Here is a 12,758-nt window from a genome sequence, read left to right as displayed (position 1 = left end):
GGCCTTGGCAATCGAGCGCCCTTTCCTCACGGCGCAATCGGCATTATGGGATTGTCCACGAGGTTATATGCACATGTCCGACGTTTCCGCCTTCGTGCCGCTTCTGCTTGACTGGTTCGCCGCCAACAAACGCGACCTGCCCTGGCGGCGCTGCCGCGACCCCTATGCCGTCTGGGTTTCGGAAATCATGGCCCAGCAGACGCAGATGGACCGTGTGGTCGTCTATTTCGACCGCTTCATGGACCGCTTCCCGGACGTGGCCGCGCTTGCTGCGGCTACCGAGGACGCGGTGCTCAAGGCCTGGGAGGGCCTGGGCTACTATTCCCGGGCCCGCAACCTCCACGCCGCGGCCAGGCGGATCATGGCCGACCACGGCGGCGCGTTTCCGACCACGTTTCCGGCCGTGCGCGCATTGCCCGGCGTCGGAGCCTACACGGCCGGGGCCGTGGCCAGCATGGCGCTCGGGCTCGACGAGGTGGCCGTGGACGCCAATGTGCTGCGTGTGCTTGCGCGAGTGTGCGACATCGACGCGCCCGTCAAGGAACCGGCCGGCCGCGCGCGGGCCGAGGCGCTGGCGCGCGAACTGTTGCCGCCGGGTCGGGCCGGTGATTTCAACGAGGCGCTCATGGAATTCGGGGCGCTCGTCTGCCGGCCGAAAAACCCGGACTGCGCCCGCTGTCCCCTTGGCGGCGTGTGCCAGGCGCGCCACCTCGGCATCGTGGCCGACCGGCCGGTACTCTCCAAATCCAAGGACATCACCCCGCTTTTCGTGGCCACGGGCGTGCTCGTCCACCACGGCAAGGTGTTCATCCAGAAACGCCTGCCCGCCGGGGCCTGGGGCAACCTCTGGGAATTCCCGGGCGGACGCATCGAGGAGGGCGAAACGCCCGAGGCGGCCATCGTACGGGAATTTCGCGAGGAAACGGACTTTCCCACCGCCGTTTCCGCCAAGCTCGCCGTGATCCGCCACGGCTACACCACCTACCGCGTGACGCTACACTGTTTTTTGCTGTGCCTGACGAACGGCGCAAGACATGGCGCAACACAGCCCGAACCGACGCTGACCGCCGCGCAGGAGAGCCTCTGGGTCGCGCCCGAAGCCCTGGCCCGCTTCGCTTTTCCGGCCGGACACAGAAAGCTCATCGACCGGATGGCGAACAGTTTGTGGCTTTCCTAGGCCGAAAGCGTAACGGAATCCGCCCTGTTGCGTCTTGACGGACGCCCTGTGGCTTGCCATGACCCCGGAAACACGAAACGGGAGTCCCATGAGCGATACCCTCGATGCGCTGCGCATCACCGCGGCGGACAAGTCCGACCGGTTTTCGGGCCCCGGGCCGCGCCGCCGTCGCCGCCGCTGGCCCTATGTCCTGGCAGTGCTGCTTGCAGCCGCCGTCGCGGCCTGGGCGTTTTCGCCGCGCACGTTTACCGTGACGGCCGCAACCGTCGGCCTGGCCTACCCGTCGCGCACGCTGACCAAGCTGACGGCCAGCGGCTACGTCGTGGCCCAGCGCAAGGCGTCGCTCGCCACCAAGGCCACGGCCCAGCTCGTCTGGCTCGGCGTGGAGGAAGGCAGCCGGGTGCAAAAAGGCCAGGTGGTGGCGCGCCTGGAAAGCGCCGACGTCGAAGCCTCGCGCGAGCAGGCCCGCCATGACATGGAAGCGGCCAGATACCAGATCGCCTCGGCCGAGGCGGAGCTCGCCGACGCGCGCATCCATTACGGGCGCATGGGAAAACTCGTGACCGGCGACTATGTGGCCCGCTCCGACTACGACACTGCCGAGGCACGCCTCAAAAAGGCCGCCGCGTCCCTGTCCCAGGCCAAGGCCAACCTCAAGGCCCGCAGCGAAGCCCTGAACCAAGCCGAGGCACAGCTGACCTACACCGACCTCGAAGCGCCCTTCGACGCCGTGGTGCTGACCAAAAACGCCGACGTCGGCGACATCATTTCGCCGCTTGGCGCCTCCTCCACATCCAAGGCCGCCGTGGTCAGCATCGCGGACATGGGGTCGCTCGCCGTGGAGGTGGACGTCTCGGAATCGAGCCTGCGCGAAGTGGCCATGGGCGAACCCTGCGAAATCATGCTCGATGCCATCCCCAGCGAGCGATTTCCCGGCAAGGTGCACATGATCGTGCCCACGGCCGACCGCACCAAGGCCACCGTGCTCGTCAAGGTGCGTTTCGACGCCCTGGACCCGCGCGTGCTACCGGAAATGAGCGCCAAGGTGGCCTTTCTCTCGCGCGCGCTGACACCTGCCGAGACCACGCCGCGCCTGGCCGTGCCGGCCGCCGCCGTGACCACGCGTGACGGGCGCGACGCCGTCTTCGTCATCAAGGACGGCAAGGCGCTGCTCACCCCCGTGACGCTCGGCGAGCCCCTCGGCGATATGCGCGAAGTGACCTCGGGCCTGGAATCCGGGCTCAAGGTCGTGCTCTCGCCCCCGGACAAGCTCGCCTCCGGCGACGCCGTGACCCTGGCCGAGGGCTGATCATGACGCAGCAGCCGCTGATCGAGATCGCCCACCTGTCGAAGTCCTACCGGCGCGGCGACCAGGTCATCCCCGTGCTTTCCGACATCACCTTCGACATCGCCGCCGGGGAATTCCTGGCGCTGATCGGCCCCTCGGGCTCGGGCAAGTCCACGCTTTTAAACTGCATCGCCGGCATCGACGCCGTGGACGCCGGCACGATCACCGTCGGCGGCACGGACATCACGACCCTAAGCGAAGGGGAGCTCGCCGCCTGGCGCAGCCGCCACGTGGGCTTCGTCTTCCAGTTCTACAACCTGATCCCGGTGCTCACGGCGCTCGAAAACGTGGAACTGCCGCTGCTTTTAACCGGCCTTTCCGCCCGGGCGCGCCGGGAGCATGCCCTGGCGGCGCTTGCGGCCGTGGGCCTGCCCGAGCGCACGGACCACAAGCCTGCCCAGCTTTCCGGCGGCCAGCAGCAGCGCGTGGCCATCGCCCGGGCCATCGTCACCGACCCGGACATCCTCGTCGCCGACGAGCCCACGGGCGACCTGGACCGGCAATCCGCCGCGGACATCATGGCGCTTTTAGGGCGCCTCAACCGGGAACTGGGCAAAACCATCGTCATGGTCACCCATGACCACCGGGCCGCCGAGGCCGCCCACCTCGTACGCGAGCTCGACAAGGGCGAATTGCGTGTTGCTCCTTAGGCTCATCGTCAAAAACGCCTTCCGCCACCGCCTGCGCTCGCTTCTGACCATCGTCGGCGTGGCCATCGCGCTCACGGCCTTCGGGCTCATGCGCACGGTCCTCGACGCCTGGCACGCCGGGGTGTCGGCCTCCTCGGCCAACCGCCTCGTCACGCGAAACGCCGTCTCCCTGACCCAGCCCCTGCCCTATGCCTACAAGGGCCGCATCCGCCAGGTCACGGGCGTGGACATCGTCGCCGCCGGCAACTGGTTCGGCGGCGTCTACCTCGACGAAAAGAACTTCTTCGCCAACTTCGCCATGGAGGCCGAGGATTTCTTCCGCCTCTACCCGGAGCTCGTCGTCTCCCCCGTCGAGCGCAAGGCCTTTCTGGCCGACCGCAAGGCCGCGGTCATCGGCCGCAAGCTGGCCGCGCGCTTCCACTGGCGCGTGGGCGACACCATCACCCTGCGCGGCACCATCTTCCCGGGCCAGTGGCCCATGACCATCCGCGCCATCTACAAGGGCGCGCGGCCGGACACCGACGAAACCGTGCTCTACCTCCACTGGTCCTACGTCGACGAGGTCATGAAAAAAACGACCCCGCGCCGCGCCGGCCAGACGGGCTTTTTCATGGTCGGCATCGACGACGCCACGAAGGCGGCGGAGATTTCCAAGAACATCGATGCGATCTTCCGCAATTCCCAGGCCGAGACCCTGACCGAGACGGAAAAGGCCTTCCAGATGGGTTTCGTCTCCATGAGCGAGGCCATCCTCATGGCCATCACCGTGGTCTCCTATGTGGTCATCGTCATCATCCTGGCCGTGGCCGCCAACACCATGGCCATGTCCGCCCGGGAACGGCTGGGGGAATTCGCGGTGCTCAAAACCCTGGGGTTTTCCGGCCCGGCGCTCGGGCTCATGCTCCTGGCCGAATCCCTGCTATTGTCCCTTTCCGGCGCGGCCCTGGCCATGGGCCTGCTCCCGGCCATCACCGACGCCTTTGCCAAGCACCTGGCCGAATATTTCCCCATCTTCTTCGTCTCGCGCGAAACCATGCTCCTCATCCCGGCCTTCGGCGCGGCCGTGGGCGTGCTGGCCGCCGTGGCCCCTGCCGTGCGCGTGGGCACGGTGCGCATCGCCGAGGCGTTCCGGAGGATCGGCTGATGGCCGTGCCGCTCGCCTATTCCTGGCGCAATCTGACCACGCGCCGCCTGACCACGGCGCTGACCGCCGGCGGCATGGCCCTCGTGGTCTTCGTGTTCGCGGCCACGCTCATGCTGGCCGAGGGCCTGCGCCAAACCCTCGTGGCCACGGGGTCGCCCGGGAACGCCATCGTGCTGCGCAAGGGCTCGGAAACCGAGGTGCAAAGCGGCATCGAACGCGCCCAGGCCGCGGCCATCGTCACCCGGCCCGAGATCGCGCTCGGCGGCGACGGCCAGGCGCTTGCGGCGAAGGAATCCGTGGTGCTCATCGGCCTCACGAAAAAATCCACGGGCAAGACCTCCAACGTGGTCATCCGGGGCACGGAACCCGCCTCCCTGGCGCTGCGGCCGCAGATACGCCTCGCCTCCGGCCGCCTGCCGCGCCCGGGCACGCCGGAAATCATGGTCGGCACGGCCGTGGTCAAGGGGTTCGAGAACGCGGGGATCGGCCAGAGCCTGCGCTTCGGCAAGCGCGAGTGGCCCATCGTCGGCATTTTCGATGCCGGGCAGACCGGATTTTCCTCGGAGATCTGGGGCGACGCGGACCAGCTCATGCCGGCCTTCGGGCGCGGGGCCTATTCGATCGTGGTCGCGGGGCTGCGCGAACCCGGGCTTTTCGACGCCTTCAAGGAGGCCGTGGAGGCCGACCCACGCCTACAGGCCGAGGCCTGGCGCGAGACGCGCTATTACGAGAAGCAGTCGGACATGATGCGCAAGTTCCTGACGGTCCTTGGCGTGGCGCTCACGGCCATCTTTTCGCTGGGGGCGATGATCGGGGCCACGATCACCATGTATTCCGCCGTGGCCAACCGCGTGCCGGAGATCGGCACCCTGCGCGCCATCGGCTTCACGCGCGGGAGCATCCTGGCCGCGTTTCTGCTCGAATCGATGTTCCTCGGCCTGCTCGGGGGCGTGGCGGGCCTGATCCTTGCGGCCGGACTTTCCTTCGTCTCTCTTTCCACGACCAACTTCCAGACATTTTCCGAACTCTCCTTCAGGTTCGCCCTCGCGCCCTGGATCGTGGCCCTTTCCCTGGCCTTCTCCCTGGTCATGGGCGTGGTCGGCGGCTTTTTGCCCGCGGTGCGGGCCTCGCGCATGAACATCGTGTCAGCCCTGCGCCAGGGCTGACGTCCCGCCACCAAAACGTCACCGCGCGTCGGTAACGTGTCGGCGTCGTCCTCCCCGTCCGGGGCGGCCAGTTCCCCTTTCGCGAGGCTTCGTCATGCTCAGGCACATGCGCCCCCAACACGTCAAGGCCAACCAGGACTTCGGCACCGTCTCCTATGTCGGCGCGGCCAAGGCCTTTTCCCCGTACGTCAGCGTCATCGTCTACGGCGACGGCAGTTTCGCCGAAACGCGCTACGAACACGGCCAGACGCCCGTCATCCCCGCGCCGCGCGAGGACCGCGTCATCTGGGTGCGCGTGGTCGGCGTCCACGACATCGGCGTCATCAAATCCGTGGGCGCATCCATCGACATGCCCTCCATGCTCATGGAGGACGTGGCCGACACCACGCAGCGTCCGAAATACGAGGAATTCGGCGACGCCATGTTCATGGCGCTCAAGATCATCGACATGGACGCGGCGCAGGAGTCGCTGACCGCCGAACAGGTGAGCATCGCCATGGACGGGGCGTCGGTCTTCACCTTCCAGGAAAACGCGGCAAACGTCTGGGACAACTACCTGGACCGGCTGCGCAAGGGCCGGCACCTGGGCAAGTCCGATCCGCACTACCTGATGCTCGCGCTGCTCGACGTCATCGTCGACCGCTACATGATCACGCTCGGCAAGCTCGGCGACAAGGCCGAGAAGCTCGAGGAACTGCTTTTCGGCGCACAGACCGAGGCGACGCTGTCGGAATTCTACAACCTCAAGCGCGAGACGGCGTACCTGCGCAAGTACATCTGGCCCCTGCGCGAGGTGTTGCAGGCGCTTTCGCACAAAAAGCATTCAAAAAAAGTCAGCGAATACGCGAAATCCTACATGCGCGAGATCGTGGACCACGTCAAAATGGTGGTGGAGACGGTGGACACGCTCAACCAGATCGCCACGAGCATGATCGACGTCTATTCGTCCGTTGCGGACATGCGCATGAACATGGTGATGAAGGTGCTCACCGTCATCGGCACGATATTCCTGCCGCTCACCTTCATCACGAGCCTGTACGGCATGAACTTCGAAAACATGCCGGAACTCAAATGGCGCTACGGCTACTACTTCATCCTCGGGTTCATGCTCGCGCTGTCGATAGGCATGCTGGCCTGGTTTCGCAAGAAGAAGTGGCTGTAGCCGGGCGAACAGTTCTCGCTTTCAGGGAGGGCCGGAAAGGGGTAGTCCCCCTCCCGGCCGCCAAAGGCGTTCCTCCCTTCCCCTCTCTCACTAGATCGCGTCGCCGCCGGTTTCGCCGGTACGGATGCGCACGGCGTCGTCCATGTTCAGGATGAAGATCTTGCCGTCGCCTACCTCTCCCGTATGCGCGGCTTCGCGGATGGCCGCGACGAGCGTCGGCACCACCGCATCCTCCACGATCAGTTCGATCTTGACCTTGGGCACGAAATCCACGTTGTATTCCGCGCCGCGATAGATTTCCGTATGGCCGCGTTGGCGGCCAAAGCCCCGCACCTCTTCCACGGTCATGCCCTTGATGCCGATGGAGGCGAGCTTTTCCTTGACCTCGTCGAGCCTATACGGCCGGATGATGGCTTCGATGCGTTTCATGGCGCTCCCGGGACCTGGGCCTGCGGCCCAGGTCGGTCGTAGGGTTGTCCGCTACTCGCCGTAGGCGGCTTCGGTATGTTCCGAAAGGTCGAGGCCGATGGTCTCCGCCTGGGGCGCAAGCCGCAGGCCCATGGCGGCGCGCACGGCCACGAGGAGCAGCCAGCTCACGGCAAAGGCGAAAACGCCGACCACGACCACGGCCAGGGCCTGGACGCCGAGCTGGCCGGGATTGCCGCAAGCCAGGCCGTCGGCCCCGGCCGGGTTGACCAGCTTGCTCGCCGCGACGCCGACCAGGAGCGTCCCGAGCACGCCGCCGACGCCGTGGATGCCCACCACGTCCAGGCTGTCGTCGAAGCGCAAACGGGCCTTCACCAGAACCGCGCCGTAGCACACGGCCCCGGCCAGCATGCCGATGGCGACGGCCCAGCCCGGGGAGACGAAGCCCGCGCCCGGCGTGATGGTGGCCAGTCCCGCGACGGCCCCGGAGGCCGCGCCCAGGGTCGTGGGCTTGCCGCGGTGCCACCATTCGATGACGCACCAGGTGGCCATGCCGGCCATGCCGCCGAGATGGGTGGCGGCGAAAGCCCCCACGGCCACGCCGTCGGCGGCCAGGGCGCTGCCGGCGTTGAAGCCGAACCAGCCGAACCACAAAAGGCCCGTGCCGAGCAGCGTCATGGGCAGGTTGTGCGGCACGATCTGATGCCGGCCGTGGTCCTTGCGCGGCCCGGTTGCAAGCACCGCTGCCAGCGCGGCCGCGCCGCAGGTCAGATGCACGACGATGCCGCCGGCGAAATCCAGCACGCCCATTTCCTTGAGCCAGCCGCCGTTGCCCCAGACCCAGTGGCACACCGGATTATAAACCAGGATGGTCCAGGCCAGGGAAAAGACCAGAAACGGCCCGAAGCGCAGGCGTTCGGCCACGGCCCCGGTGATCAGCGCCGGCGTGATGGCCGCGAACATGCACTGGAACATGGCGAAGGCCAGATGGGGCACGGTTGCGGCGTAGTCCGGGTTGGGCGCGGCGCCGACGCCGGAAAATCCCGCCCAGCGCAGGGAACCGATCAGTCCCTTGATGTCCGGGCCGAAGGACAGGGAATAGCCGAGGTAGACCCATTCGAACGTGACCAGGGAAATCAGGATGAAGCTTTGCATGATGGTGCCGAGCACGTTTTTCTTGCGCACCATGCCGCCGTAGAAAAGGGCCAGTCCCGGAATCATGAGCAGCACCAGCGCCGCACTGATGAGGACAAAGGCCGTATCGCCGCTTTGCAGCATATCGCCCCCCTCAAAAAGGTTTGGCGGGCCAGTAGCATGGGCTCCGTGGTCGAGCAAATCACCGAATTGTCAATTGCTGTTCTTGAAGGCGGGTTTTCCCGGCCGCTGTTTTCCATAATTCACGGGAAGGGGCCGCACTGCGGACGGCCACGCGCACGGTTCACGGAAAGTGATGCTTGCGCTGCAAGGGAAAGATGCCCCTGCCACCCGGACGCCTCGTCCGCGTGAGCGCATGTCGCTTGTCCGGGCGCTGCGTCGACAAAGCCGGGGCTAATATTTCAAATCTGAAATAAATGCTCCGGGATCGCGCCGCCCGAGAGCCCGCCCCCGGTGCGCGGCCCGCAAAACGCCGCTCCCGGACGTGCCGCAGGCGGCTTTGCGGCCTCGAAAAGGGCCGAACTGTGGAAAACTCCGGGACTATGCCCAAAAATGGAAAACCGGGGCAGGACGAATCCGCCCTGCCCCGGTGCGAAGAAAACCGAACCGCGTTGCGGCACGGAAAATGCGGGCGTTTTGCCCTAGCTGGAAAGGCTCCCCCGGTAGGCATCGAGGTTTTCTACCCCCAGCTCCTCCATCAGCGCCGGCAGGCGCTCGGCGATGCGAAACGCCGTGTCCGGCCGCATGAAGTTGGCCGTGCCGATCTGCACCGCGTGCGCGCCGACGAGGATGAATTCCAGCACGTCCTCGGCGCTGCTGATGCCGCCCACGGCGATGACCGGTGCCGAAACCGCCCGGCAGACCTGCCAGACGCAGCGCAAGGCCACGGGCTTGATCGCCGGCCCGGACAGCCCGCCGATCACGTTGGCCAGGCGGGGCCTGCGCGTGCGGATGTCGACCGCCATGCCCGTGAGCGTATTGATGCAGGTCAGCGCGTCCGCGCCGCCAAGCACCGCCGCGCGGGCGATCTCCACGATGTCCGTGACGTTGGGCGAGAGCTTGACCCAGACGGGCTTGTCCCCGGCGCGCTTTTTCACGGCCTCGGCCAGCCGGCCGGCCATGGCCGGGTCCTGGCCGAAGGCGATGCCGCCGGCCTTGACGTTGGGACAGGAAATATTGACCTCGAGCGCCGCCACGCCCTCCGCGGCCGACAACACGCCGGCCAGCTCGGCGAACTCGTCGGCGTCGCAGGCGTAGAGGTTGGCAACGATCGGCGTTGTGGCATGGGGCAGCAGCGGCAGCTTGTCGCGCAGAAACTTTTCCACGCCGCAGTTCTGCAGGCCGATGGCGTTTAACATGCCGCACGGCGTCTCGGCGATGCGCGGCATGGGATTGCCCAGGCGTGGTTTCAGCGACAAGCCCTTGACCACGATGCCGCCAAGGGCCTGCAAATCGCCGTAGGGCGCGAACTCCAGGCCGTAACCGAAGGTGCCCGAGGCGGTCAGGATCGGATTCTTGAGCGCCAGCCCGGCCAGGCGCACGCTTGCGTTCGCGCTCATGCGTCCTCCGCAAGGGCCAGTTCCTCGACCCAGAAGACAGGCCCCTCGGTGCACGTCTGCACGTACGCGCCCAGGGCGTTTTTCTCCACGCAACCCAGGCACCCGCCCACGCCGCAGGCCATGCGGTTTTCAAGCGACACCTGCGCCCGGGCGCTGTACTTGCGCGCAAGCCGCGCGACCGTAAGCAGAAAGGGCCTGGGGCCGCAGGCCAGGATCAGTCCGGCCGCGGCGGCGGCCACGGTCTTGTCGAGCAGCTCGATAAACGCCGGCAAATCCTCGGGGCTTTTCTCGCAAAACGCCTCGGCGCGTCCGACGATCTCCGCCAACGCGTCGAAAGGATAGCAGGAAAGCGGCTGGCGGTGGCCGAAGACCAGGGACAGGTTGGACGGGGCGGGATGCGTGGCCGCGTATTCCACGAACGGCGCGATGCCCACGCCTCCGGCCAGCATGACCGTGGGCGTTTGCGGCGCAAGCGCGAACCCCTGCCCGAGCGGCCCCCAGACCGTGACCCGGTCCCCGGCGGCAAGCCCGCACAGGATATCCGTGCCCCGGCCACAGGCCTGGACGAAAAGCGTCAGCGTCGCCGACGTCAGCCGGCAGATGGAAAACGGACGCGGCCAGACCGGATTCTGGCCGAAACGCTCCGGCCTCACCATGACGAACTGGCCGGCCACGGCCGGTCCCAGGCCGGGATTTTCCAGTTCCAGCAGATAGCAGCCGTGCGCCGCCCCCTCGGGACCGCACGGGGCCACGGACAGGAGCTTCACGTCACGGCAGGCGCTTTCCTTGCCCAAGCGTCACCTCGCAACAAAATGATGCCGCGTTGTAGCCTCTTTGCCGCACCTTGTAAAAGGCCCGAAAGCTCCAGGGAATTACGGGCTTCGCCGGCCGGGGTTCTTGAACTTGGCCGGTGTTGCCCGTAGGGTGAAGCGCGATGGAATAACCGGCCGCCCAGAGCGGAACGGGAGGCAGGCATGCGCCAGGACATCGACCTCGAAGACGAAGACGACCACGACTCCATCGTACGGACCTTCCACAAGGGCGCAGTGCTGTTCAAGGAAGGCCAGCCGAGCGATGTGGCCTACATCATCAAGAAGGGCCGGGTCGCCATCTACCGCCTCGTCAACAACAAGCGCGTGGGTCTTGGCGAACGCGGCCCGGGCGAAATGGTGGGCGAGATGGGGGCCGTGGGCGGCGCTGTCCGCTCGAGCTTCGCCGAAGCCGTCGCATACACCGAGGCGCTCGTGTGCGACCAGCGCCTGCTGCGCACCATGCTGCTCAAAAGCCCCCGGCCGGTGCAGCTGCTCACGGGCTATCTGGTCGAACGCGTGCGCGCCCTGTCCGAGCAGATCACGGACCGCCCCTCGGGCAACGCCTTCTGGTCCGTGTGCCGCGTGACGGCCCTGTGCTGGCAGGGAGCCGTGCGCTCCGGGGCGCAGGAGTTGAGCTACGCGGAACTCTCGCGCACGCTCAAGGACATTTTGCTCCTGAGCCAGATCGAAATCGACGCCGTGTTCGACCGCCTCAAAAAATTGCGCCTCGTATCCCTCACCGACGTCCAGGGCAGCTTCAGCCGCGAGGACCCGCTGCTCGGCCGCAAGAAGCCCGGCACGAAATTCGTGCGCGACCGCCTGCTGCGTCTGCCCGACGCCGACAACTTCCTGGCCGTGGCCAAGAACGTGGCCCGGGAATACCGCGACCGTCCCGACTTCGGCGTGGATCTGGAATTTTTCGATCTGGCCGATTTCGCCCGCGAAGCCCAGTCCTCGCCGGACATCCTCTACAAGAAGATCGGCTACCGGGAAATCCCCGAAGACCTCTTCTTCTTCCACAAGGCCCGCGCGCAAGCCTACATCGAAGCCATGGGCCTGGAGTTTTTCCGCCAGGCGCGCCGGCCGCGTCTGGCCGCGGCGGACCTCGCGCGCATCGACGACATCGTAAACGTCGACAACGCCACGCTCCAGGAAGCCTTCTCCGCACTGGGCTTCCACAAGGTGGCCGTGGCCCTGGGCGCGGCCGGAGAAGCGGCACGCGAGAAAATCCTCAAGAACCTCTCGAAGAAAATAGCGGCCGTGGTGCGCGAGGAAGCCGCCGCACTGGGCGAACCCGACGAAGACGAGGGCGCCGACGTGGAAAAGGAACTGCTCGACCGCATCAAAGCCATCAAGGGACTGGCCTCGTGAACATCGCCACCGTCATCGGCATCGTCTTCGGCATCGCCATCCTGGGGTTCGCCACCTTCCTCTCCACGGACAGCGCGGGGGTGTTCATCAATGTCCCGGGCCTGGCCATCGTGCTCGGCGGCACCCTGGCCTCGACCTTCATCTGCTTCCCCATGAAGGAAGTGATGCGGGTCTTCAACACCTTCCTCGTGGCGCTCAGGCGCGAGGAACTGCCCACGGACAACTACATCGAGGAAATCGTCGCCATCGCCCGCCAGGCCTCGACCCGGGGCAAGATCCACCTGGAAACCGCCCTGCCCGGCATCGAGAACGAATTCCTGCAAAGCGCCATTCAGATGCTCGTGGACGGCTACTCCCGCGAGGAAATCCAGGAAATCCTCGACACGCGCATCGAGCAGACCTACCAACAGGAACTGTCCTCCGCCGGCATCTATCGCACCATGGCCAAACTCTCCCCTGCCTACGGCATCATCGGCACGCTGATCGGGCTCATCGGCATGATGCAGTCCATGAGCGTAGGCCTGGGGAACCTCGGCGCGCACATGGCCGTGGCGCTGACCACCACGCTCTACGGCATCCTGCTCGCCAACCTCATTTTCCTGCCCATCGCCGTCAAGGTGGAAAAACTCATCGAGGAACGCGTGGTGCTCATGTGCGTCATCCGCGACGGCACGCTGTTCATCAAGGACAAGACCCCGGCCGCCATCGTGCTGGACAAGCTCAAGGCCTACCTGCCCACGCGGCGCTGGGCCTCCATCGAACGGCGCGAGGCCGAGGGGGACGCCTGA

At 66.4% G+C, this 12,758-nt stretch carries 12 protein-coding genes; 8 read left to right on the top strand and 4 right to left on the bottom strand.

Annotated features, from left to right (window positions below; translation table 11 throughout):
• Window positions 1–73: 73 nt before the first annotated feature.
• From mutY to corA, 6 genes are all read left to right on the top strand, one after another.
• On the top strand, window positions 74–1,177 hold the full coding sequence (mutY, locus tag Q368_RS0112070; RefSeq protein WP_029459330.1) for an A/G-specific adenine glycosylase: 1,104 nt from the start codon (window positions 74–76) through the stop codon (window positions 1,175–1,177).
• An 88-nt stretch (window positions 1,178–1,265) separates the two neighbouring features.
• The gene (locus Q368_RS0112065) at window positions 1,266–2,486 is read left to right on the top strand and encodes an efflux RND transporter periplasmic adaptor subunit (RefSeq protein WP_029459329.1); all 1,221 of its coding nucleotides are present in this window, start codon (window positions 1,266–1,268) and stop codon (window positions 2,484–2,486) included.
• Window positions 2,487–2,488: 2 nt separating this feature from the next.
• Window positions 2,489–3,175 carry an ABC transporter ATP-binding protein gene (locus tag Q368_RS0112060; protein ID WP_029459328.1) on the top strand — a complete coding sequence of 229 codons (687 nt, stop codon included), beginning with the start codon at window positions 2,489–2,491 and terminating at the stop codon, window positions 3,173–3,175.
• Window positions 3,162–4,319, top strand: coding sequence for an ABC transporter permease (locus tag Q368_RS0112055; RefSeq protein ID WP_029459327.1), 1,158 nt, complete (start codon window positions 3,162–3,164; stop codon window positions 4,317–4,319). Before Q368_RS0112060 ends, Q368_RS0112055 begins: the two co-directional genes overlap by 14 nt.
• Window positions 4,319–5,485, top strand: coding sequence for an ABC transporter permease (locus Q368_RS0112050; RefSeq protein ID WP_029459326.1), 1,167 nt, complete (start codon window positions 4,319–4,321; stop codon window positions 5,483–5,485). The genes Q368_RS0112055 and Q368_RS0112050 overlap by 1 nt, the downstream gene beginning before the upstream one ends.
• Before the next feature lie 94 nt (window positions 5,486–5,579).
• Entirely contained in the window at window positions 5,580–6,647 is a 1,068-nt protein-coding gene (gene corA, locus Q368_RS0112045) for a magnesium/cobalt transporter CorA (RefSeq protein WP_029459325.1), read from the top strand.
• A 90-nt stretch (window positions 6,648–6,737) separates the two neighbouring features.
• On the opposite strand, the gene Q368_RS0112040 is transcribed toward corA, so the two are convergent.
• From Q368_RS0112040 to Q368_RS0112025, 4 genes are all read right to left on the bottom strand, one after another.
• Window positions 6,738–7,076: a P-II family nitrogen regulator gene (locus tag Q368_RS0112040; RefSeq protein ID WP_029459324.1), complete on the bottom strand. Its 339-nt coding sequence runs from the start codon at window positions 7,074–7,076 to the stop codon at window positions 6,738–6,740.
• Between the two features lie 51 nt (window positions 7,077–7,127).
• Entirely contained in the window at window positions 7,128–8,351 is a 1,224-nt protein-coding gene (locus tag Q368_RS0112035) for an ammonium transporter (protein WP_029459323.1), read from the bottom strand.
• A gap of 518 nt (window positions 8,352–8,869) precedes the next feature.
• On the bottom strand, window positions 8,870–9,787 hold the full coding sequence (locus Q368_RS0112030) for a dihydroorotate dehydrogenase (RefSeq protein ID WP_029459322.1): 918 nt from the start codon (window positions 9,785–9,787) through the stop codon (window positions 8,870–8,872).
• On the bottom strand, window positions 9,784–10,581 hold the full coding sequence (locus Q368_RS0112025) for an iron-sulfur cluster-binding protein (protein ID WP_029459321.1): 798 nt from the start codon (window positions 10,579–10,581) through the stop codon (window positions 9,784–9,786). Before Q368_RS0112025 ends, Q368_RS0112030 begins: the two co-directional genes overlap by 4 nt.
• Window positions 10,582–10,761: 180 nt before the next feature.
• Here Q368_RS0112025 and Q368_RS0112020 point away from each other — a divergent pair, with 180 nt between their 5' ends.
• Both Q368_RS0112020 and Q368_RS0112015 read left to right on the top strand, forming a co-directional pair.
• A complete protein-coding gene (locus tag Q368_RS0112020; RefSeq protein ID WP_029459320.1) occupies window positions 10,762–11,970 on the top strand; it encodes a cyclic nucleotide-binding domain-containing protein in 1,209 nt (402 codons plus the stop codon).
• Window positions 11,967–12,758 carry a motility protein A gene (locus Q368_RS0112015; RefSeq protein WP_029459319.1) on the top strand — a complete coding sequence of 264 codons (792 nt, stop codon included), beginning with the start codon at window positions 11,967–11,969 and terminating at the stop codon, window positions 12,756–12,758. The genes Q368_RS0112020 and Q368_RS0112015 overlap by 4 nt, the downstream gene beginning before the upstream one ends.

The sequence above is a fragment of the Solidesulfovibrio alcoholivorans DSM 5433 genome (assembly GCF_000702665.1).
Lineage (GTDB): Bacteria > Desulfobacterota > Desulfovibrionia > Desulfovibrionales > Desulfovibrionaceae > Solidesulfovibrio > Solidesulfovibrio alcoholivorans.
The sequence above is the reverse complement of the archived record's forward strand: the minus strand, read 5'-3'. Positions and strand labels throughout refer to the sequence as shown.

Bases quoted from the DNA above. Each gene is read 5' to 3' on its own strand.
- Q368_RS0112035 (WP_029459323.1), bottom strand. From the start codon at position 8,351: ATGCTGCAAAGCGGCGATACGGCCTTTGTCCTCATCAGTGCGGCGCTG.
- Q368_RS0112030 (WP_029459322.1), bottom strand. From the start codon at position 9,787: ATGAGCGCGAACGCAAGCGTGCGCCTGGCCGGGCTGGCGCTCAAGAAT.
- Q368_RS0112020 (WP_029459320.1), top strand. From the start codon at position 10,762: ATGCGCCAGGACATCGACCTCGAAGACGAAGACGACCACGACTCCATC.
- Q368_RS0112060 (WP_029459328.1), top strand. From the start codon at position 2,489: ATGACGCAGCAGCCGCTGATCGAGATCGCCCACCTGTCGAAGTCCTAC.
- mutY (WP_029459330.1), top strand. From the start codon at position 74: ATGTCCGACGTTTCCGCCTTCGTGCCGCTTCTGCTTGACTGGTTCGCC.
- Q368_RS0112065 (WP_029459329.1), top strand. From the start codon at position 1,266: ATGAGCGATACCCTCGATGCGCTGCGCATCACCGCGGCGGACAAGTCC.
- Q368_RS0112050 (WP_029459326.1), top strand. From the start codon at position 4,319: ATGGCCGTGCCGCTCGCCTATTCCTGGCGCAATCTGACCACGCGCCGC.
- Q368_RS0112040 (WP_029459324.1), bottom strand. From the start codon at position 7,076: ATGAAACGCATCGAAGCCATCATCCGGCCGTATAGGCTCGACGAGGTC.
- corA (WP_029459325.1), top strand. From the start codon at position 5,580: ATGCTCAGGCACATGCGCCCCCAACACGTCAAGGCCAACCAGGACTTC.